The sequence below is a fragment of the Ruegeria spongiae genome (assembly GCF_023502395.1).
GTDB lineage: Bacteria > Pseudomonadota > Alphaproteobacteria > Rhodobacterales > Rhodobacteraceae > Ruegeria_C > Ruegeria_C spongiae.
Genome location: NZ_JAMFMB010000035.1, coordinates 1 through 20,936 on the forward strand (window position 1 = coordinate 1; position 20,936 = coordinate 20,936).

General features: G+C 63.6%; 23 protein-coding genes and 1 pseudogene. 15 read left to right on the plus strand and 9 right to left on the minus strand.

Features of this window, described 5'->3' with window-relative positions:
- Positions 1-219: transposase (locus M3P21_RS19335; RefSeq protein WP_249712717.1), on the minus strand; the 219-nt coding region annotated here is incomplete at its 3' end.
- Positions 220-221: 2 nt separating this feature from the next.
- Here M3P21_RS19335 and M3P21_RS19340 point away from each other — a divergent pair.
- The 5 genes from M3P21_RS19340 (at position 222) to pnp (ending at position 5,391) form a co-directional block, all read left to right on the plus strand.
- Positions 222-731, plus strand: coding sequence for a DUF1643 domain-containing protein (locus M3P21_RS19340; RefSeq protein ID WP_249712719.1), 510 nt, complete (start codon positions 222-224; stop codon positions 729-731).
- Positions 732-1,031: 300 nt separating this feature from the next.
- Entirely contained in the window at positions 1,032-1,838 is an 807-nt protein-coding gene (locus M3P21_RS19345; protein WP_373320083.1) for a calcium-binding protein, read from the plus strand.
- Between the two features lie 169 nt (positions 1,839-2,007).
- Positions 2,008-2,277: a 30S ribosomal protein S15 gene (rpsO, locus tag M3P21_RS19350; protein WP_249712723.1), complete on the plus strand. Its 270-nt coding sequence runs from the start codon at positions 2,008-2,010 to the stop codon at positions 2,275-2,277.
- A gap of 115 nt (positions 2,278-2,392) precedes the next feature.
- The gene (locus M3P21_RS19355) at positions 2,393-2,983 is read left to right on the plus strand and encodes a cyclase family protein (RefSeq protein ID WP_249712725.1); all 591 of its coding nucleotides are present in this window, start codon (positions 2,393-2,395) and stop codon (positions 2,981-2,983) included.
- Positions 2,984-3,240: 257 nt separating this feature from the next.
- Complete coding sequence (gene pnp, locus M3P21_RS19360; RefSeq protein WP_249712728.1) at positions 3,241-5,391, plus strand: polyribonucleotide nucleotidyltransferase; 2,151 nt, start codon at positions 3,241-3,243, stop codon at positions 5,389-5,391.
- 65 nt (positions 5,392-5,456) lie between these two features.
- On the opposite strand, the gene M3P21_RS19365 is transcribed toward pnp, so the two are convergent.
- Positions 5,457-6,077, minus strand: coding sequence for a GNAT family N-acetyltransferase (locus M3P21_RS19365; RefSeq protein ID WP_249712730.1), 621 nt, complete (start codon positions 6,075-6,077; stop codon positions 5,457-5,459).
- A 174-nt stretch (positions 6,078-6,251) separates the two neighbouring features.
- Here M3P21_RS19365 and M3P21_RS19370 point away from each other — a divergent pair, with 174 nt between their 5' ends.
- From M3P21_RS19370 to M3P21_RS19385, 4 genes are all read left to right on the plus strand, one after another.
- Entirely contained in the window at positions 6,252-6,527 is a 276-nt protein-coding gene (locus tag M3P21_RS19370; RefSeq protein WP_249712732.1) for a PepSY domain-containing protein, read from the plus strand.
- A 23-nt stretch (positions 6,528-6,550) separates the two neighbouring features.
- Entirely contained in the window at positions 6,551-7,054 is a 504-nt protein-coding gene (locus M3P21_RS19375) for a helix-turn-helix transcriptional regulator (protein WP_249712735.1), read from the plus strand.
- Between the two features lie 189 nt (positions 7,055-7,243).
- Positions 7,244-7,798: a L,D-transpeptidase gene (locus M3P21_RS19380; protein ID WP_249712737.1), complete on the plus strand. Its 555-nt coding sequence runs from the start codon at positions 7,244-7,246 to the stop codon at positions 7,796-7,798.
- A 35-nt stretch (positions 7,799-7,833) separates the two neighbouring features.
- Positions 7,834-8,358, plus strand: coding sequence for a DUF4329 domain-containing protein (locus tag M3P21_RS19385; protein WP_249712739.1), 525 nt, complete (start codon positions 7,834-7,836; stop codon positions 8,356-8,358).
- Between the two features lie 3 nt (positions 8,359-8,361).
- Here M3P21_RS19385 and M3P21_RS19390 read toward each other — a convergent pair whose 3' ends face one another.
- Complete coding sequence (locus M3P21_RS19390) at positions 8,362-8,976, minus strand: SOS response-associated peptidase (protein ID WP_249712741.1); 615 nt, start codon at positions 8,974-8,976, stop codon at positions 8,362-8,364.
- A gap of 22 nt (positions 8,977-8,998) precedes the next feature.
- Positions 8,999-9,640, minus strand: coding sequence for an arylesterase (locus M3P21_RS19395; protein ID WP_249712743.1), 642 nt, complete (start codon positions 9,638-9,640; stop codon positions 8,999-9,001).
- Positions 9,641-9,687: 47 nt separating this feature from the next.
- Between M3P21_RS19395 and M3P21_RS19400 the strand changes: the two genes are divergently transcribed.
- Positions 9,688-10,383, plus strand: coding sequence for an ABC transporter ATP-binding protein (locus M3P21_RS19400; RefSeq protein WP_249712745.1), 696 nt, complete (start codon positions 9,688-9,690; stop codon positions 10,381-10,383).
- Positions 10,380-12,905 (plus strand): ABC transporter permease, encoded by a 2,526-nt coding sequence (locus M3P21_RS19405; protein ID WP_249712747.1) that lies wholly within the window; start codon positions 10,380-10,382, stop codon positions 12,903-12,905. Before M3P21_RS19400 ends, M3P21_RS19405 begins: the two co-directional genes overlap by 4 nt.
- Positions 12,906-12,915: 10 nt before the next feature.
- Here M3P21_RS19405 and M3P21_RS19410 read toward each other — a convergent pair.
- Positions 12,916-13,353: pseudogene (locus M3P21_RS19410) on the minus strand (RrF2 family transcriptional regulator); the annotation flags it as partial.
- A 97-nt stretch (positions 13,354-13,450) separates the two neighbouring features.
- Here M3P21_RS19410 and M3P21_RS19415 point away from each other — a divergent pair.
- Both M3P21_RS19415 and M3P21_RS19420 read left to right on the plus strand, forming a co-directional pair.
- Positions 13,451-14,020: a gamma-glutamylcyclotransferase family protein gene (locus tag M3P21_RS19415; protein WP_249712749.1), complete on the plus strand. Its 570-nt coding sequence runs from the start codon at positions 13,451-13,453 to the stop codon at positions 14,018-14,020.
- A gap of 98 nt (positions 14,021-14,118) precedes the next feature.
- Positions 14,119-15,138 carry an ABC transporter substrate-binding protein gene (locus M3P21_RS19420; protein ID WP_249712752.1) on the plus strand — a complete coding sequence of 340 codons (1,020 nt, stop codon included), beginning with the start codon at positions 14,119-14,121 and terminating at the stop codon, positions 15,136-15,138.
- A 23-nt stretch (positions 15,139-15,161) separates the two neighbouring features.
- On the opposite strand, the gene M3P21_RS19425 is transcribed toward M3P21_RS19420, so the two are convergent.
- Positions 15,162-15,956 carry a class I SAM-dependent methyltransferase gene (locus tag M3P21_RS19425; RefSeq protein ID WP_249712754.1) on the minus strand — a complete coding sequence of 265 codons (795 nt, stop codon included), beginning with the start codon at positions 15,954-15,956 and terminating at the stop codon, positions 15,162-15,164.
- 93 nt (positions 15,957-16,049) lie between these two features.
- Entirely contained in the window at positions 16,050-17,375 is a 1,326-nt protein-coding gene (gltX, locus tag M3P21_RS19430; protein WP_249712756.1) for a glutamate--tRNA ligase, read from the minus strand.
- A 169-nt stretch (positions 17,376-17,544) separates the two neighbouring features.
- Here gltX and M3P21_RS19435 point away from each other — a divergent pair, with 169 nt between their 5' ends.
- Complete coding sequence (locus tag M3P21_RS19435; protein ID WP_249712758.1) at positions 17,545-18,576, plus strand: fatty acid desaturase; 1,032 nt, start codon at positions 17,545-17,547, stop codon at positions 18,574-18,576.
- A gap of 30 nt (positions 18,577-18,606) precedes the next feature.
- Here the strand turns inward: M3P21_RS19435 and M3P21_RS19440 are convergent, their stop codons facing one another.
- Positions 18,607-19,035 carry a DUF1801 domain-containing protein gene (locus M3P21_RS19440; RefSeq protein WP_249712760.1) on the minus strand — a complete coding sequence of 143 codons (429 nt, stop codon included), beginning with the start codon at positions 19,033-19,035 and terminating at the stop codon, positions 18,607-18,609.
- A 114-nt stretch (positions 19,036-19,149) separates the two neighbouring features.
- Between M3P21_RS19440 and M3P21_RS19445 the strand changes: the two genes are divergently transcribed.
- Positions 19,150-20,079, plus strand: a complete 930-nt coding sequence (locus M3P21_RS19445) for an MBL fold metallo-hydrolase (RefSeq protein ID WP_249712762.1) — start codon at positions 19,150-19,152, stop codon at positions 20,077-20,079.
- A gap of 13 nt (positions 20,080-20,092) precedes the next feature.
- On the opposite strand, the gene M3P21_RS19450 is transcribed toward M3P21_RS19445, so the two are convergent.
- Positions 20,093-20,455, minus strand: coding sequence for an antibiotic biosynthesis monooxygenase (locus M3P21_RS19450; protein WP_249712764.1), 363 nt, complete (start codon positions 20,453-20,455; stop codon positions 20,093-20,095).
- Positions 20,456-20,936 lie beyond the last annotated feature (481 nt).

Genomic DNA, 20,936 nt, shown 5'->3' on the forward strand with positions numbered 1-20,936 from the left:
GATGGCGCGCTTCGACGGAACCGAAACGAACATCTGAACGTGGTCGGAAAACAGCACCCCGCACAAGAGGTCGACCTCACTCTCGCGGCAGACCTGGCGGAGGATGTCACGTACCCGCTCGCGCGCCCAGCGCCTGACTCTAATCCCTTTCGTCAGCACAGCCAAATTCCTGTTGTCAAAACGAATTTGCGACCATTCAGGCCACATGATAAGGCGCATGGATGATCACCCGCACCCATACCAAGGGCGATGCGCCTTCGACCGCGATCTATTCCGATTGCGAGCGCTACCGCTACAGCCTCACACGAGTCTGGGACCCGGCGGGGCGCAAGGCGCTTTTTGTGATGCTGAACCCCTCGACCGCCACCGAGGTGCAGAACGATCCCACTGTCGAACGCTGCGAGCGACGGGCGCGGGCACTTGGGTTCGGCGCGTTTCAGGTCACCAACATCTTCGCCTGGCGCGAGACCGACCCGCACAAGATGCGCGCCGCCACCGATCCGGTCGGACCGGACAACGATGCCGCGATCCTCGACGGGGCCGCCTGGGCCGATCAGGTGGTCGCCGCCTGGGGCACCCACGGCGCGCATCTGGACCGGGGACCGCGGGTCGAGGCGTTGCTGCGCGACGCGGGGCACGCGCTGTATCACGTGGGCCTGACCAAACAGGGCCACCCGCGCCATCCTCTCTATGTGGCCTATGCTCAGCGCCCCGAAGCCTGGCCTGTTTAATCGGGTGTTAACCATTTTTGGTTTATAGCTTTGACCCAATCGTTCTCTTTATGTTCTGATGCGGATGCTCGGCACGACAACAGGCGGAGGTGCAGGATGATCGTATTTGCCAGCGTTATGGGCCTGATGGCAGCGGGCGGTGCGGTCCTGCTGAGCTCGATCGAACCGGAGCAAGGTGACTAAACGGACGAGGATGAACTGGCATCCGACGAAGATACCCTGTCAGGCGAGGGTGCGAGAAACGGTGAGGACGAAGACACCAATACGGCGGAGAACCCTCCGGATCTGCTTCATCAGATCATAGCCGGGGATGCCGCCAACAACGAAATCGAAGGCGCGAGCGGCGATGACCAGATCAACGGTTATGGCGGCGATGACACTCTATCCGGTGCGGATGGCAATGATGACCTGCACGGTGCGGATGGGCGGGACCTGCTCTCAGGTGGGGCGGGCACGGATACACTGCATGGGCAGGACGGTGACGACACTTTGCGCGGCGGTGACGGGGAAGACAGCCTTTTCGGCCATTTCGGACAGGATCACCTGCAGGGCGATGACGGGGCTGACACGCTGTACGGCGGTCAGGACGCCGACAGTCTGGAAGGCGGGCGCGGCGATGACGCGCTGCATGGCGGCTATGGCGAGGATACGCTGACCGGTGGCGAGGGGCAGGACAGCCTCTTTGGCGGTGAGGGCGATGATCTGCTGGTCGGAACGGACGGCACTGGCGATGAAAGCACCGACTACCTCAATGGCGGCGATGGCGCGGATAGAATCCTTGCCGGCACGGGCGATATCGTCACTGGTGGCGCAGGCGCAGATGAGATCTATGTCAGTCCCGGCGAGGACGAAGGGGACGAGACCGGGATCATGGATTTCGACCCGCTTGAGGACCGTCTTGTTCTGGTGGTTGACAGCCCGGAACAGACCGGCGCAGACATCACCGTCACGCTCGACCCCGATCAGAGCGACCTGACCCGCATCCTGCTGGACGGCATCCCGGTCGCGACGCTCCATTCGGCGAGCGCGATAGACCCCGCCGACATCCTGCTGGTCGACGCCCAGAGCCTGCCGGACCTGATGGCCACAGGGTTGGCCCCGCAATAGCCCGGACCGCGCGGCCATGGGCGGCGTATAATTCCTTTGCCATTGTCTGAAAATCTCCGTATATGCGCGCATCCGTTCCGGAATCACCGGGTCGGTTCACTCTCCATGGGCCTGTGCTGGACGACATCCCGGCCTGCGCCATTCACTCTAACCCTGCAAGGAGACCCCGATGTCGATCACGACCGAAGAAAAAACACGCGTCATGAAAGAATTCGCAACCAAGGACGGCGACACTGGTTCGCCCGAGGTTCAGGTTGCCGTACTCAGCTCGCGCATCGCCACGCTGACCGAACATTTCAAGACCCACAAGAAGGACAACCACGGTCGCCGTGGCCTTCTGAAAATGGTTGCCCAGCGCCGCAAGCTGCTGGACTACCTCAAGGGCAAGGACGAGGCCCGTTACCAGGACCTCATCAAGCGTCTGGGTCTGCGCCGCTAAGCCCGGACACCATCGGTACCGAAACGCCTGCTCATCCGAGCAGGCGTTTTGCGTTTTAGGGCGGTGACCTGTTGCGCGATTTCTGTTCTATTTCCGGAAACGGAGGGAACGACGCATGCCCGACTGGATCGACCTGACATTCCCGCTGAACGATCAGACCGCGATCTATGCCGAGGATGGCTATGCCGACCCGCCTTTTGCGGCGACCCGTTGGTCCACCATTGCCAAGAACCGGTTCGAGGTCTGGCAACTGGCGCTCGGAACCCAGACCGGCACCCATATCGATGCGCCCGCACATTTCGCCCAGGGCGGTGCCACGATCGAGAGGATGCAACCCGGCGACATGGTTGGAACCTACCAGCGCATTGATGTCGGAACGCTGCAAGCCACCGACACCGCGCCAATGTGGACTGGGGCAAGCCACCTGTTCCTCGACGCCCGCGCGCCCCATCTGGCGCCGACCGAAGCCCTGCGCGCCCTGATCGACCTGCCCGCAACCGTCTGGGTGCTGGCCGGAGAACTGCGCGTCGACCACGAAGACCCGCTCTGGCTGCACGTCACCCTTGCGCAGGCGGGAAAGTTTCTGGCCGAAGATCTGTGCTGCGCGCACCTTGGCGACATACCCGATCAAGGCCAGATCGCAACCGTGCCGCTGAACCTGACAGGACTGAGCGGGTCTCCGGCGCGGGTGTTGCTCAGAGGATGAGCCACCCTGATGCAAGAACGCACCGGCCCCGAATTCTCAACACCCGGTGCCGCGTTTTCGGCATGGAACAGCCAAAGGTGCGATCCGGTCTGCTGGCACTTCCAATCCGGCCCATTCTGCGGTATGGCCGCAGAATCTGAGACGGTGTGCCCGGACCCCGGCACTCGCAAGGAAGATGGAAGGGGTCGGCGGCAATGGGGCCGCCATGCAAACGGGAGACCCGCAGGGGCGGGAGTGCTCCCATCTAGGATACGCATATGTTTGATGTAACGACGAAAAGCATGCAGTGGGGCGAAGAAACGCTCACGCTGGAAACCGGCAAGGTTGCCCGTCAGGCGGACGGTTCGGTCATTGCCACGCTGGGCGAAACCAGCGTCATGGCCAACGTGACCTACGCGCGCCAGCAAAAGCCCGGTCAGGATTTCTTTCCGCTGACCGTGCACTATCAGGAAAAATACTATGCCGCCGGCAAGGTTCCGGGCGGTTTCTTCAAGCGCGAGGCGCGCCCGACCGAGAAAGAGACGCTGACCGCGCGTCTGATCGACCGTCCGATCCGCCCGCTGTTCGTGCCCGGCTTCAAGAACGAAGTTCTGGTGATGTGCACCGTGCTCAGCCACGATCTGGTCAACGACCCGGACATGGTTGCGATGATCGCCGCCTCGGCTGCGCTGACCATTTCCGGCGCGCCGTTCATGGGCCCGATCGCGGGCTGCCGCGTTGGTTTCGAAGATGGCGAATACGTGCTGAACCCGACCGTGGACGACATGCAGGACCTGCGCCTGAACCCCGAGCAGCGCCTGGATCTGGTTGTTGCCGGCACCAAAGACGCCGTGATGATGGTCGAATCCGAAGCTTACGAGCTGACCGAAGCGGAAATGCTGGGCGCGGTGAAATTCGCCCATGAGCAGATCCAGCCGGTGATCGACCTGATCATCGATCTGGCCGAAGACGCCGCCAAAGAGCCGTTCGACTTCCAGCCTGCCGATTACTCGGAGCTGTATGAAGCCGTGAAAGCCGCCGGTGAGACCGAAATGCGCGCCGCCTTTGCGATCACCGACAAGCAGGAGCGCACCGCCGCTGTTGCCGCCGCACGTGAGACCATCAAGGGTGCCCTGAACGAAGAGCAACTGGACGACGCCAACCTCGGCTCGGCCCTGAAAAAGCTCGAAGCGGGCATTCTGCGCGGCGACGTGGTCAAGACCGGCAAGCGGATCGACGGTCGTGCGACCGACGAGATTCGTCCGATCACTGGCGAAACCGGCCTGCTGCCGCGGACCCATGGTTCTGCCCTGTTCACCCGTGGCGAAACCCAGGGTCTGGTTGTGACCACGCTGGGCACTGGCGATGACGAACAGTTCATCGACGCGCTGCATGGCAACTTCAAATCCAACTTCCTGCTGCATTACAACTTCCCTCCTTATTCGGTTGGCGAAGTTGGCCGCGTGGGCCCTCCGGGCCGTCGTGAAGTTGGCCACGGCAAGCTGGCATGGCGCGCCCTGCAGGCGGTTCTGCCTGCGGCGACCGACTTCCCCTACACCGTGCGCATCGTTTCCGAGATCACCGAATCCAACGGCTCGTCCTCGATGGCGTCGGTCTGCGGTGGATCGCTGTCGATGATGGATGCAGGCGTTCCGCTGAAAGCACCGGTTGCTGGCGTTGCGATGGGTCTGATCCTGGAAGAAGACGGATCTTATGCGATCCTGTCGGACATTCTGGGCGACGAAGACCACCTGGGCGACATGGACTTCAAAGTGGCGGGTACCGAAAACGGCATCACCTCGCTGCAGATGGATATCAAGGTGGCGGGCATCACCCCCGAGATCATGGAGAAAGCCCTGGCGCAAGCCAAGGACGGCCGTATCCACATCCTGGGCGAGATGGGCAAAGCGCTGTCCGAGACCAACGAATTCTCGGTCCACGCCCCGCGTATCGAGACCATGAACATCCCCACCGACAAGATCCGCGAAGTGATCGGCTCGGGCGGCAAGGTGATCCGCGAGATCGTCGAAGTGTCGGGTGCCAAGGTCGACATCAACGACGATGGCGTGATCAAGATCGCCTCGCCCAACGGCGATGCCATCCAGAAGGCCTATGACATGATCCACGCGATCGTGGCAGAGCCCGAAGAAGGCGCGGTCTATACCGGCAAAGTCGTCAAGATCGTCGACTTCGGTGCTTTCGTGAACTTCTTTGGCAAGCGCGACGGTCTGGTTCACGTGTCCCAGATTGAAAACCGCCGCCTGAACCATCCGTCGGATGTTCTGAAAGAAGGCCAGGAAGTGAAGGTCAAGCTGCTCGGCTTTGACGATCGCGGCAAGGTCCGCCTGTCGATGAAAGTGGTCGATCAGGAAACCGGCGAAGAAGTTGTTGCCGAGAAGAAGGAAAAGAAAGAGGAAAGCGCAGAATAATCTGCCCCTCTGACTGACTGAAAGCCCCGGCCACCGCGCCGGGGCTTTTTTGTTGGGGCGGGCCATCAGGTCAGGGGCAAATCCTGCGCCATCCAATAGGTGCGTCGATCTCCTTCGACAGGCAGATGCACAAAGCCCTGACCGCGCCAGAATGCGATACTGCTCGGATTTTCGGGATTGGCGCCGAGATGAACCGCATCTGCCCCTCGGGTCCGCACAATACCGAACCACGCCTGCAACAGACGCGTCCCAATGCCGAGGCCCTGATACCGGGGCAACAGGTTCATATGAACATGCGCCGGATAGCGGTCGGTGATGGTTCGAGGCGCAAAGACAGGGTTATAAATCGCCGCGATACGCCGCTCATCGGCGGTCCAGGACTTGCGGCGGGACAGGTCGGGCATCGGGTGCGCGGCCCGCAATGGCGGCCACCAGTCCCGCTCAAGGGTCTGTCGAAATACCGTCGTCTCACCAGCGCCGATGCAGAATCCCACAACCGCGCCCTCATCGACCACGGACAGGCACAGATCGCGGGCGAACAGAAGATAGGGCGCAGAATAGATGTGACCCATCAGCTTTGGTTCAGCAAAAAGCGCCGTCGCGTCCGCCCCGCGATCTCCGGTCAGCAGCGAAATCCGGTAATAGGCGTCAAGGTCCTGCGCTCTGGCGGGTCTGATTTCGATCACATCCGGCCTCCTCCGGCCATTAGGCACGCTACATCTCGGCTTCCAACAAACAACCGTATTTCGCGCATAAACCTTGGTCCAATCGCCCCGGAAACCAACCGAAATCCAATCGCAAACGCGCAGGCCGGGGCACAGGTCGGTCTCACCCAACACGCAGCATGAAGGAGATATGATATGGAAACGCTCAAGACACTGACACTGGCCACCTTACTCGCGGCAATGCCGGTCCTGGTCCTGGCGAATGTCAGCCTCGGCGACAGGCTGGGCACGGACGAGGCCGCAATCCGCTCTGCGATGGAGGCGCAGGGCTATGTGGTGGAAGAGATCGAGGTCGAGGATGGCAAGATCGAGGTTGAACTTGTCAAAGATGGCGTCGAAACTGAACTGGTCCTGTCGAAATCCGATGGCATTGTCACCGCCATCGAGATGGAGGATGAAGACGACGACTGACGAGCCAAACCCAAGGGAGCCGGATGCGGATATCACAATCGTCATTGCTCTGGCTCCTTCTGGTGGTGCAGGGGGCCTGCGCCACCTTCTTTCTGGCTGATGCGGTGATGGATTGGACCGGGCACGACGCGCTCGGGTTCCGCCATCTGCACCGGTTCGAAATGTTTCTGGCGCTGGCGTTGATCGGTGGCTTGGCCGCGACGATCGCCCTGATCCGGGCGCAGGGCGCGCGCGCACGGCAGATGCGGCGGCAGATCGACGTGGCCAGCGGGGCCTTTGCCGAGGTGATCACCCGGCAATTCGACGAATGGCGATTGAGCGCCGCCGAGCGTGACGTCGCGATGCTGTCGATCAAAGGGCTGTCGGTGGCCGAAATCGCCGCGCTGCGCCAGACGAAGGAAGGCACGATCAAGGCCCAAAGTGCGGCGGTTTACAAAAAGGCCGGGGTCAGCGGTCGGCTGCAATTGCTGAGCTACTTTGTCGAGGAACTGCTTTCTGATCCACTGCTGGATCGATCTGCAAGATAATGGCCCTTCGGCCTGCCATCCGCGGGAAAGCCACCGACAAACAAACCGAGTGATCGCGTCAACCCGCACGGCAAGTGCACACCGACCACACAATCCCGCGATTGATTCGCGAAAACAGGCAGAAGAGTTGACCGCATGCCCTGCCCTCGCAACACTTGTGGCATATCGACAGCAACCGACGAGACCCAAATGCTTTCCCGCCGTACATTTCTGGCCACCGCAGCGGCCACCGCCCTGCCGCAGATCACATTTGCCAAAGACCCCGCCGTATTTGATCCCACCCCGCAAGAGGTGCGTATCAAGAAGGAATATCTGCCCGGACAGTTGCTGGTGCTGCCGCGGTCCTTCTACCTCTATTACGTCACCGAGCCGCGCAAGGCGATCCGCTATGGCTGCGGCGTCGGCAAGGCCGGGCTGGAATTCACTGGCACCGCCACCATCGACGTCAAGAAGGAATGGCCCACCTGGCGGCCCACGCCCGAGATGATCGAACGCGATCCGGTGGCCTATGCCAAATTTGTCGACAATGACTACATCCAGCCCGGCGGCACCGACAATCCGCTGGGCGCGCGGGCGCTCTACCTGTTCCAGAACGGCGTCGACACCTATTTCCGCATCCACGGCACCACCCAGCCGCAGACCATCGGTCATGCGGTCTCGAACGGCTGTATCCGGATGCTGAACGAGCATGTGGTCCACCTGTATGAGCGGGTGCCGGTCGGCACCGTGGTCACGGTGCTCTGACCTCCGCCCGGTCATATCCTGCCCCGGCCTGGCCGATGCTGCTGCTCTGCGTCGGCTGCACCGTCGGGCAGGTCCCGACAGACCCCGTGCGCCCCACCCCGAACGTGGTCGCGGCGGTCAAGATGCGCTTTGCCGAGATGCAGGCGCTGTCCTTCGAGACCGATGTGGAATATTGCGGCTATCTGCTGCGGATGCCGGATGAAAGCCTCGGGTTTTCCCAGATGGTGCGCGGCGGGCATGACGGGTGCACACCGGAATTGCCAAATCCGGGATCGACGCTGCTGGCCTCGATGCACACCCACGGGTCCTACGACCCCGAGGTGCCCGCCGAGTTTCCCACCGTCATTGATATCGACAGCGACAAGCGCGAGCGGGTCAATGGTTTTGTCGCAACACCGGGCGGGCGGCTTTGGTTCATCGACAGCCGCGCCTTGCGGATCACCCAGCTCTGCGGTGTAAACTGCCTGCCGCAGGATCCATTTTTTCAGCCCGGGGATGACGGGGTGATCGCGCAGAGCTACACGCGCGCGGAACTGATCAAACTGGAGCGCGGCCTCTGACCCTCAGGCGCCGGACCAGTCGACATCATCCGCCACGTCGATCTGCAACATGCCCTCCGGCAGGGGCTGCATCAGATCTCGCGCGGCCTCTTCCGACGCGCCAAGCCAGCGCCTGACATCGCCGGGCTGCAGGATCACCCCCATCCGGTGGTGAATCTCGCGCACATCTGCATTGGGCGCGCAGGTCACCGCCGCCACCTGATGCAGGATCCGCCCGCCCGGCGCATTCCAGACATCGGCGATCCCGGCAAACAGCAGCAAATCGCCCGTTTTGGAGGACAACCGCCAGGCGGTCTTGCGGCGGGTCTTGCCGGTCCATTCGTACCAGCCATCCACCGGGATCACGACGCGGCGCACGCCCTCGAAGGCGGATTTGTCAAACACCGTTTCCGAGCGCGCGTTGATGATCGTTTCCATCACCGGACGCCCGCGCGCGTTCACCCGGCCGACCGGGATGATACCCCAGCGCATCCGCTGCAGCCCGTCCAGGGTCAGCACCCAGACCTCCTGCCCGGGCTGGATATTGCGCCGCGCGCCGTCTGCCGCGCTCGGGTCGGGCACGCCAAGCGCCCGCGCAACCCGCGCGACGGGGGTGGTCAGAAAGAAACGTCCCGGCATGCAGGGCTCCGGCGCGGCAGGGTCAGTTGCCCCGATCTTCGGCCAGTTCCGCCAATTCCGCAACCTGCGGACCAAGCGCCGCCACGATCCGCGCGATTCCTTCGGCATTTGGGTGGATGCCGTCAGGCTGCATGAAGGCGCGGGCCTCAGCCGGGGTATCCACGCCCAGCCCGGCGAAGAAATCCCTGGCATAAAGCGTGCCGAACCGGGCAGAGAGGTCGGGATAGATGGCGTCGAAGGCCCGCTTGTAATCCGGCCCGAAATTGCCCGGCGCGTCCATCCCGATCAAAAGCACCGGAATATCCGCTGCGCGTGCGGCCTCAAGAATCCTGGTCAGGTTCCCGCGCGCCTCTGCCGGATCCAGCCCGCGCAACAGATCATTGCCGCCGAGCGCCACGATCATCGCATCAACTTCAGGCGTCAGGGTCCAGTCGATGCGCGCGGCCCCTCCCGCGGTGGTGTCACCGGACACACCCGCATTGATCACCTCGGCCTCGACGCCCTGCGCGAAAAGCCAGCCCTGCAGCTGTGCGACAAAGCCTTGCTCGGGCACCAGCCCATAACCCTGCGTCAGGCTGTCGCCCAGCGCCACGATCTGCACCGGCTCTGCCGTGGCCATAAAGCCGCAGAGACAAAAGAGACCGCTCAACAGAACCTTGCGCATCGTGCCAACCGCTCCATATCCATTTGAAACTGCCACAGGATCCAGCCATGACCGACCCCGTTCTGCACCTAGAAGAAGCGTGTTTGTCACTGGATGGCAATGCGGGGCGGGTGGAAATCCTGCGCAACATCACGTTGCGTGTCCCGCGCGGTGAAACGCTCAGCCTTGTCGGGCCGTCGGGATCGGGCAAATCCTCGCTGCTGATGCTGCTGGGCGGGCTGGAACGCGCGACATCCGGAAAGGTCACCGCGCTGGGTCAGGACCTGAGCGCGCTGGACGAGGATGCGCTGGCGCGGTTCCGGCGCGACCGGATGGGCGTGGTGTTCCAGAGCTTTCATCTGATCCCGACCATGACCGCGCTGGAAAACGTAGCGACGCCGCTGGAACTGGCAGGCGCACGCGATGCCCTGACCCGCGCACAGGCCGAACTGGAGGCGGTCGGACTGGCCCACCGGCTCGATCATTATCCGGCGCAGCTATCGGGCGGTGAACAACAGCGCGTGGCGCTCGCCCGCGCCTCGGCCCCGCGTCCGGCGATCTTGCTGGCCGATGAACCGACCGGCAATCTGGACGAGGCCAATGGCGGCGCGATCATGGACCTGCTGTTTGATCTGCGCGACCGGCATGGGGCGACGCTGGTGCTGGTGACCCACAGCCATTCGCTGGCTGACCGCTGCGACCGGGTGGTCCGGCTGCGCGATGGCCGCATCGTCGCAGACGCCGCGCGCGAGGCGGCGGAATGAGCCTGATCACCGCCGCCCGGATTGCGCGGCGCGAGCTGCGCGGCGGGGTCCGTGGGTTTCGCATCTTTCTGGCCTGCCTCGCGCTTGGGGTGGCCGCAATCGCCGCAGTCGGTTCGGTCCGCGAGGGCATTGATGCGGGGCTGGCGCGCGAAGGGGCCGCACTGCTGGGCGGCGATGCCGAAATGGAATTCACCTATCGATTCGCCTCGCAGGAGGAGCGCGCGTGGATGGAAGACACCGCCGCCTCCGTGTCCGAGGTCGTCGATTTCCGCTCGATGGCGGTGGTGGAGGGAGACACACCCGCCCGCGCGCTGACACAGGTCAAGGCGGTGGACCCGGCCTATCCTCTGATCGGCACCGTTCGCCTTGCGCCCGACCTGTCGCTCGCGACCGCGCTTGCAGGTGCCGATGGCACGCCCGGCGCGGTGATGGAGCGGGTGCTGATCGACCGGCTGGGGCTTGCGGTGGGCGAGCGCTTCCGGCTGGGCACGCAGGCGTTCATTCTGAGCGCCGCCATCGAGCATGAGCCTGATGGCGCGGCGGATGGCTTCCGGTTGGGCCCCCGCACCTTGCTGCGCACCGACAGCCTCGCGGAGTCGGGCCTGCTGGCGCCGGGCACGCTCTATTCGACCAAATATCGTCTGGACCTGCCCGAGGGCACCAATCTTGCCGAGGTCGCCTCGATGGCGCGGAACCGCTTCGAGACCACCGGCATGCGCTGGACCGATGCCCGCAACGGCGCACCGGGGATTTCCGAATTTGTCGACCGGCTGAGCGCGTTTCTGATCCTGGTGGGGCTGTCAGGGCTTGCGGTGGGCGGCATCGGGGTGTCTGCCGCCGTGCGCGCCTATCTGGGCGACAAGACCGCCACCATCGCCACCCTGCGCACGCTGGGCGCAGACCGCGCCACGGTATTTGCGGTCTATTTCATCCAGATCGGGGTGTTGTCGCTGCTGGGCATCGGGATCGGCCTGATCATCGGCGCTGGTGCACCGCTGGCCTTTGGTTCGCTGATCCAGTCACGCCTGCCGATCCCGGCAGAGTTCACGATCTACCCCTCCCCGCTGGTTGAGGCCGCGCTCTACGGGATGCTGACCGCGCTGATCTTCACGCTCTGGCCGCTGGCCCGGACCGAGCAGATCCGCCCCGCGACCTTGTTCCGCGATGCCATAACCGGGCTGCACGGCCTGCCACGCGCCCGCTACCTGTTCGCGACACTGATCGGTCTGGCCGCGCTGGTCTGGCTGGCAGCCTGGTTCAGCGGCTCGGCCCGCCTGACACTCTGGACCGCCGGGGGGCTGTGCGGCGCATTGCTGGCTCTGTCGCTGGCCGCCTTTGCCGTGCGCCGTGCGGCCCGGGCCGCCAAACCACGCGCGCAGGGCCGCCCGGCGCTGCGATGGGCGCTGGCGGCAATCTCGGGTTCGGGCGAGGGTGCGGGCGCGGTGGTGCTGTCGCTGGGGCTTGGCCTGTCGGTGCTGGCCGCTGTGGGTCAGATCGACGGCAATCTGCGCCGCGCTATCTCGGGCAACCTGCCCGACATCGCGCCGAGCTATTTCTTCGTCGACATCCAGAAGGACCAGATGGCGGGGTTCAGCCAGCGGCTAGCCGATGATCCCGCCGTCAGCCGGGTGGAAAGCGCACCGATGCTGCGCGGCATCATCACCCAGATCAACGGCAGACCAGCGCGCGAGATTGCTGGCGATCACTGGGTGTTGCAGGGCGACCGGGGCGTCACCTATTCCGCCAAGCGACCCGAAAACGCGAAACTGACCGCGGGCAAATGGTGGCCTGACGACTATGACGGGCCGCCGCTGGTGAGCTTTGCCGCCGAAGAGGCCGCCGAGATGGGGCTGAATCTGGGCGATACGCTGACCGTCAACATCCTTGGCCGCGATATCACCGCGGAACTGGCCTCGTTCCGCGAAGTCGATTTCTCGACCGCCGGGATGGGGTTCATCCTGTCGATGAACCCAGCCGCCCTCAGCGCCGCGCCGCACAGTTTCATCGCAACCGTCTATGCCGAACCGCAGGCCGAGGCGGCGATCCTGCGCGATCTGGCGGGGCGATATCCCAACATCACCGCGATCCGGGTGCGCGACGCCATCGACCGGGTGGCCGAGGTTCTGTCAGGACTGGCGGCGGCCACCGCGCTGGGGGCTTCGGCGGCATTGGCCACCGGTTTTCTGGTGCTGATCGGCGCGGCGGCGGCAGCGGTCACCGCGCGCACCTACGAGGCGGCTCTGCTCAAGACGCTGGGGGCCACGCGGCGGCGCATCCTGCTCAGCTTTGCGCTGCGCTCGGCGCTTCTGGGTGCGGCGGCGGGGATCGTGGCGCTGGCAGCGGGCATCGCCGGAGGCTGGGCGGTCAGCCACTACATCCTTGAGACCGGGTTCAGCGTGATCTGGCCCTCGGCGCTGGCCATCGTCACAGGCGGAATTCTTGCAACGACTCTCGCCGGGCTTTGCTTTGCATGGGGTCCTCTGTCGGCCCGCCCTGCCCGGGTCCTGCGCGCCCGCGAGTAGCGTTGCGGTCACAGGGAACCGGTTGCAGCAGGCGCAAAAGCTCGGTGTTGCCACAGACCAGCGTGTCCAGCGTGATCTCGTCCAGCGAGGCATAGAACACCTCGGCGGCCTTCTGCAGCGCGATGCGCAAGCGGCAGGCCCGGGTCAGCGGGCAGGAATTATCGGCGTCGGCGAAACATTCGGCGATTGGCAGGTCACCCTCGATCTGGCGGAACACCTCGCCGATACGCAGATCTTCCGGCGCAACCGCCAGCGCCAGCCCACCCTTGCGGCCACGCATCGTGTGCAGGATGTCAAGCTGGGCAAGCTGGTTGATCACATGGGCCAGATGGTTTTCCGAGATGTTGCACGCCGCTGCCACCTCGGATTTGGTGACCAGCCTGTCGCGATGGGCTGCGCAATACATCAGCAATCGCATGGCGATATTCGTCCGTTTGGTGATGCGCATCGGAAATCCTCGCAGGAAAGTGATGCTCTTGTATTGCACAGGCGGGAAAATACCGGTTTGACATACATCAATCGCAACACGACACCCGGGACCACCGATGGCAGACCCCTATTTCTTTGGCTATGGCAGCCTGGTGAACGCTGCCACCCATGACTTTCCCGATCCCCAGAGGGCCACATTGCGCGGCTGGCGGCGGGCCTGGCGGCATACGGGCCTGCGCCCGGTGGCCTTTCTGACCGCGATCCCCGACCCCGATGCCGAGATCGACGGCATGATCGCCCATGTGCCCGGTGACGACTGGCAGGCGCTTGACCAACGCGAATGGGCCTATGACCGGATCGCCGCCACCGATGCCATCGCGCACAAGCTGACCCACGAGGTCGAGATCGCGGTCTATGCCGTGCCCGAACACCGCCACGCGCCCGCAAGCGCCGCGCATCCCATCGTGCTAAGCTATCTGGACGTGGTGTTTCAGGGCTATCTGCGGGTCTATGGCCCCGGGGGTGTCGACCGGTTCATCGCCACCACCGATGGCTGGACCGGCCCGGTGCTGAACGACCGCGCAGCGCCGCATTATCCCCGCCACCAGCGGCTCAGCCCCGAAGAACTCCGCTTTGTCGATGACCGGCTGGCGCGGATCGGCGTGCCCTTGGTCGACCGGCTGTGAGCGGGGCGTTTGGCAGCGTCGGAACCCGCTGAGCGCGCACCCATTCGAACATTGGAAATTTCCGCGCAGAGTCAGTATCATGGTGACATGAGCGATTGATGTCATGGGCGCGTGTCTGGGTCCTTTCGTTGATCGAAAACCCCTTCGGAGAGGAGTTCGATATGTTTCCCAACAAGCTGATGACGCTCTGCTGCGCGGCTGCCCTGATGGCTCATGGCCCCGCCGCGATGGCTGCGGATGTGGTGATAGGTGTGCCGAACTGGCCCTCGGTTCAGGCGACAGCGCATATTCTGAAGGTCGCGGTCGAGGACAGGCTCGATCTGGAGGTCGAGCTTCAGGACGGGTCCAACACCGCCGTCTTCGAGGGGATGGATGCGGGAACGGTACATGTCCATCCCGAGGCCTGGCTGCCCAATCTGGACCATCTCAAACGGCAATATGTCGATGGCAAGAAATCGATCAAGCTGTCGCCGCATGCGGCCGAGGGCACGCAGGCGATGTGCGTCTCCAAAGGGACCGCCGACCGAACCGGGATCACCGACCTCAAGCAGCTGCGCGATCCGGACATGGCCAAGAACTTTGATACCGATGGCAATGGCAAGGGCGAGGTCTGGATCGGCGCTGATGGCTGGGGTTCGACCCCGATCGAGCAGGTGCGCGCCCGATCCTACGGTTACGACAAGACCATGGACCTGAAAGTGATGGAGGAGAGCACTGCGCTGGCCGATGTCGAGGCGGCGATCGAGGCCGACAGGAACATCGTCTTCTTCTGCTACACCCCGCATCACATGTTTGTCCTGTATGATCTGGTGGTGCTGAACGAGCCTGCCCATGACGCCGACCAATGGGTGATCGTGCCGCCCTCTCCGACCCCGGGCTGGCTGGAGAAATCGACCGCGGGCGTCGCCTGGGACACCGCGTCGCTCAATATCGGTTATGCGACCTCGCTCGAGTCCGAGCAGCCCGATCTGGCGGCGATGCTGGGCAAGGTGTCGCTGGATACCGAAACGCTGTCGGCAATGACCTATGCGCTGGCGGTCGAAAACCAGGACCCGGCGGAATTTGCCAAGGCCTGGGTGGAAGCGAACGCGGATACCGTGGATGGCTGGTTCCAGTAACCCGCGCCATTGATCCGGTGGCGCTATGCCGGTCCCGAGGGCCGGCGGGCGCTGGCCACCATGAAACCCGGCCCCGGCACCCAGGCACCGGGGTTTCGGATGATATCCAATGCGTCCGTCAACATCGCCTCGGGCATAAAACCGCCCCCGATCAGCTTCGGGGCCAGGGTCGCCAGCGTCAGCGACCACGTTTCCGCCTCGGCCGCCCCGGCAGTGTTGCCTGCAGGGTTGAGCATGGGCTGGATATGCCGCGCGTCGATCTCGGTGAAGCCAAGCTGCGACAGTTGCCGTGGCAGGGCGCTGCCAAACTGCAAATCCCAGCCCTGTGCCGCTGCAAAGTCGAGATAGGCCGTCCAGACCATCGCCCAGAACCGGCTGGGCCCCGCGGCGATGCGCCCGAAATCCATCTCGCTCACCACCAGCGCGCCGCCGGGTTTGAGCGCCCGCAGAATGTGGCCAAGCGCGTCGGTCCGGGTCGGCAGAAAACACAGGACAGCGCGGCAGTGGATCAGGTCATAGATCGCCTCGCCCAGGTCATCCTCGCGCAGGTCGATGCGCGCAAGGGTCAGGTTGCCCAGATCGTTTTCACGGACCGCAGACAGGTCGAGATCACTGGCGGTGACACGTGCCTGGGGACGGGTTTCGGCCAGACGGATCGCCACACTGCCCCGCCCGGCGCCGATATCGAGGCAGGTCGCATCCGCAGGCAGGTTGAGCCGGTCAATCACCGCAAAGGTATCGGGGTCATGCGCGCGCGCCATGCGATCAAGTCGCTCGGCCTCGGTGGGCAGGTCGTGCGGCAGAAGGTCTTCGTACACGGGGCTGTGGCCTCCGGCATCAGGACGGGTCCCAAAGCTTAGGCCCGGGCCCGCCTGTGGGTCAAGAACACCGCACCCGGTGGGTACGCCGCCTCAGCCGCGCGCGCGGATCACCTGCAAGAGCGGCAACAGCGTGGCCATTTCCGGCCCGCGCTCCATGCCCGTAAGCGCTTTGCGAAGCGGCATGAACAGCCCCTTGCCCTTGCGGCCCGTCGCCTCTTTCACCGCCGCTGTCCATTTGCCCCAACTGTCGGGTCCCAGCGGCCCCTCGGGCAGCAGGGTCATGGCCTGCGCGATGAAATCCGTGTCCTCGGCAGCAATCAGCGGCTCGGCCCCGTCACGGCAGAGCGTCCACCAGCCCGCCAAATCATCCAGCGTGGTGATGTTCTCGCGCGCCATCAGCCAGAACGGCTCGGCGATAGCCAGCGGCACGCCCAGACCAGCGATGGTGTCGGCCACCGCCGACAGCGGCAGCGACTGCAGATAGCGCGCGGTCAGCGGATAAAGGTCCTGCACATCGAATTTCGTAGGCGCCGCGCCAAAGCGGGTGATGTCGAACCCCTCGATCAGTTCCCCCATGTCACCGCGCAGTTCCACCGGGTCCGAGGACCCAAGCCGCGCCATCAGGCTCAGCAGCGCCATCGGCTGCACACCCGCCGCGCGCAGGTCGCGCAGCGCCAGCGTGCCAAGGCGTTTGGACAGGGCCTCGCCCTGCGGCCCGGTCAGCAACGAGTGATGCGCGAAACGCGGGCAGGTGCCACCCAGCGCCTCGATGATCTGAATCTGGGTGGCGGTGTTGGTCACGTGGTCGGCGCCGCGCACCACATCCGTCACGCCCATTTCGGTATCGTCCACCACCGAGGCGATCGTATAGAGCACCTGCCCATCGCCCCGGATCAGCACCGGGTCGGAAACCGACGCGGCATCGATCGAGGTCTCGCCCAGAATGCCATCGGTCCAGTTGATCCGCGTCTGATCCAGCTTGAAGCGCCAGACGCCATTGCCGCGCTCGGCCCGCAACGCCGCTTTCTCGTCGTCGCTCAGGCTGAGGGCGGCGCGGTCATAAACCGGCGGTTTGCCCATGTTGAGCTGCTTCTTGCGCTTGAGATCCAGTTCCGTGGGCGTCTCGAACGCCTCATAGAACCGCCCCATCTCGCGCAGTCGGTCGGCGGCCTCGGCATAGCGGTCCAGCCGCTCGGACTGCCGCTCGATCCGGTCCCAATGCAGGCCCAGCCAGTCCATGTCCTGTTTGATCGCGTCGACATATTCTTCCTTCGACCGCTCGGGGTCGGTGTCGTCGATGCGCAGGATGAAAGTGCCGCCGGCCTTGCGGGCGATCAGGTAGTTCATCAGCGCGGTGCGCAGGTTGCCGACATGGATATAGCCGGTGGGCGACGGGGCGAAACGGGTGGTGGTCATGGGTGTCTCCTGTTGGCGCGTCTGTTGTCACAGCGGCATCGCTTTGTCCAGCAACGCGGCACGCATCGGGGTTCCCGTTCCGAAAGATCGTCAAGGGAACAAGCATTAAGCGTTGCTTACCCGCAGCTTTCGTTTATCACGATTGCCCAGAACGACAAGAAGCAGGCATATGCATCACAATTCCCAGGACTTTCGGCAAGACACCGGCCCGGCACAGGCACGGGATTGGATCAAGGTCCTATCGAAGTATCGCGACCCCGACGGGCAACGCAGCGCGTTCGAGCTTGCCGTCACCCTGGGGCCCTTCATCATGCTGTGGGCGCTGGCGTGGTACGCGCTGTCGATCAGCCTCTGGCTGACGCTTGCGATCTCGCTGTGCAATGCGGGATTTCTGCTGCGTCTGTTTGCCATCCAGCACGATTGCGGACACAGCGCCTTTTTCGGCAACCGCACCGCCGGGGACTGGTTGGGCCGCGCGATCGGCATCCTGACCCTGACACCCTACGATGTCTGGCGTCGGTCGCATGCCATCCACCATAGCGCCTCGGGCAATCTGGGGCGGCGAGGCATGGGTGATATCCACACGCTGACCGTTGCCGAATATCGCGCCCTGACACCAGTGAAACGCCTGATGTACCGGGTTTATCGCCATCCCATCATCCTGTTCGGCCTCGGCCCCGGATACCTCTTTTTCCTGCAGAACCGGCTGCCCCTGGGGTTCACGGACAAGGCAAAATACTGGATCAGCGCGATGAGCACGAATGCGGGCATCCTGATCGCGCTGTCGCTGATTTATTACTTCGGAGGCGCGCTGCCGATCCTGCTGATTTTCCTGCCCACCACGCTTCTGGCCGCGACGGCGGGTGTCTGGCTGTTCTATGTCCAGCACCAGTTTGAAACCACCCATTGGGCCAATGAGGCAGAGTGGGACCTGCATGACGCTGCCTTGCATGGCAGTTCGCATTACGTGCTGCCGTCGGTGCTGCAATGGGTGAGCGCCAATATCGGCATTCACCATGTCCACCACCTCTATAGTCGAATCCCGTTCTATCGCCTGCCCGAAGTTCTGCGCGATCACGCGGTGCTGGCGCAAAGCAACCGGATGACAATTCGCGAAAGCCTTGCAAATGCGCGCCTGCATCTATGGGATGAAAACGCCAAGAAACTGCTGTCCTTCTCGCAGGCCCGCAAGGCACCGTGACGCAAATCCGCTGCCAGGTCAGTCCGGCGCTCAGATCGGCTGAACCGGCCAATGGGTGTCGAGGTCGCGCAGCCCGGCGCGGATCAACTCCTCCAGCACGTCGAGATCTATGTCAGCCAGCTTGTTGACATAAAGACAGGACCGGCCCGTCTTGTGTTTGCCAAGCCGTGACAGAATGGGGCCGAAATCGGCATAGCCCGGCATGACATAGATCGAATGCGCCGCCTTGCGCGGTGAAAACCCGGTGGCCAGAAAATCGCCCTCGCGCCCGGTGGCGTAGCGGTAGTGGTAGCGGCCATAGCCCACGATCGACGCCCCCCACATCACCGGTTCAAACCCGGTCACCTTGCGAAACAGCGTATCCAGCACCCGCGCGTCAGCGGCTTTCGGGGCGGGCTGCACCGCATCCAGAAACGCACCTACATCGGCGGTGGTCGGGGCTGTTTTGTTCTGGGCCATGGATTAGGATTTTATCACTCTCTGCCGCAATCACATAGATGCGATGAAACAGAGCTGGGAAGTCTGCCCGCGCGACCTATCTCGCGAAGAAAGCCATCAACAGGAGGAAAAACCATGACACTCAAACTCACCCGCCGCGCAGCGCTTGCATCCGCAGCCGCCCTGCCCGCCGCGGCCCTTGCCACTCCGGTGTTGGCCGGGGGCCATGGCGGCAATGCCGCAGCCCCGGTGGCACGCACCTTCAAGCTGGGCGACATGACTGTTACGACGCTGCTGGATGGCAGTGCCGCACGGGACGGTGCCAAAGAGATCTTTGGCGGTGGCGCTTCGGAGGAAGACTTCCAGAAAGTGTCCGAGGAAAACTTCATCCCCGCCGACAGCGCGCAGTTCTTCTTCACGCCGACGCTGGTGGATGCGGGTAGCGAGTTGGTCCTCTTCGACACCGGGCTGGGCAAGGGCGGCATCATCACCGCGCTGGATGCGGCGGGCGTCAGCCCGGATGCGATTGACGTGGTGGTGCTGACCCATATGCATCCCGACCATATCGGCGGCATGATGACCGACGGCGTGCCGACTTTCGCCAATGCCCGCTATGTGACCGGATCGGCCGAGTATGATTTCTGGGCCGCCGCCGATGCGGGCAACCGGGTCGGTGATCTGGTCAAATCCAATGTCACGCCCCTGGCCGAAAAGATGAGCTTTATCGAGGATGGTGGCAGCATTGCCTCGGGCATCACCGCTAAGGCGGCCTTTGGCCATACACCCGGCCATATGGTCTATCTGCTGGACAGCGGGGGCCAGCAACTGGTGCTGACCGCCGATCTGGCCAACCACTATGTCTGGTCCTTCGCCCATCCCGAATGGGAGGTGCGATTCGACATGGACAAGGCCGCCGCCACACAGGCGCGCCGCGATGTTCTGGGGATGTTGGCCGCCGACCGGGTGCCGATGATCGGCTATCACATGCCCTTCCCCGCCGCTGGCTTCGTGGAACAGCGCGGCGATGGCTTCCGATTCGTGCCGGTCAGCTATCAGATGCTGTGAGGCACGGGGCCGATCAGCGCCGGAACCCGTATTCGGTCACGAAATACCGGGGCGACATCGCGTCGAAGAGATCGCGCAACCTGTCGATCTCTTCGGCTGGTCCATGCAACTCGACCCCGGTGATCTGCACCAGTGCCTGCGTGCTCTCGAAAATGTGACTGCCCAATTGCATGTGCCGCTGCACCGCCTCGGCGCTGTCATAATCCTCGCGCGAGACTGCGGTGCCGTCGGGACCAAAACCATAGGCGGTGGCCAGATGACCCGGCTCTTTGTCACGCAGCGCCACCATGGCGGCGCAATTTTCGCGGAAAGCGGCGGCGTTTTCGGACGGAATCGAGAAATAGCCGATCACGGTGACGATATGCGGTGCGGACATCTGGAACTCCTTAAATTCGGGGGCGGGGAAATGTTGTCACTCTAGCGCGAAGCGGGCGTTCGGACCACCGCGCGCGCCGCTCAGTGCGCCTTAACCGGTCGCGGGCCATCTTTGGCCGGTCGCGACAGGGTCCGGCCTGACACCCCGGACCACCAGGAAACCGGCCCCTTCTGGCACAAGGGGCGTCTTTGAGCGTTTTCAGGCGCGGGGTGAATCATCCCGTTCGACTTTCCGCATTGGCGGCGCCGCCATTTCCTTTGACCGTCACAGCGGGTCAAGCAAAACGACCCGTAGAACGGCAGGGCAGAGGCCCATGCCGCGCAGTGTGCTGTGCAAATGACGGGAAATCCGCCGCTTTCGCATCCGCTGTGCAATAAACCTTGCAATCCAGACCGTTCGCCCTCATGTAATGCGCGCTACGTTATTCTTTTTCGACCCACTGTCTCCTTCTAAGGGCGTTCAGTCTATCGATCCAGACCGA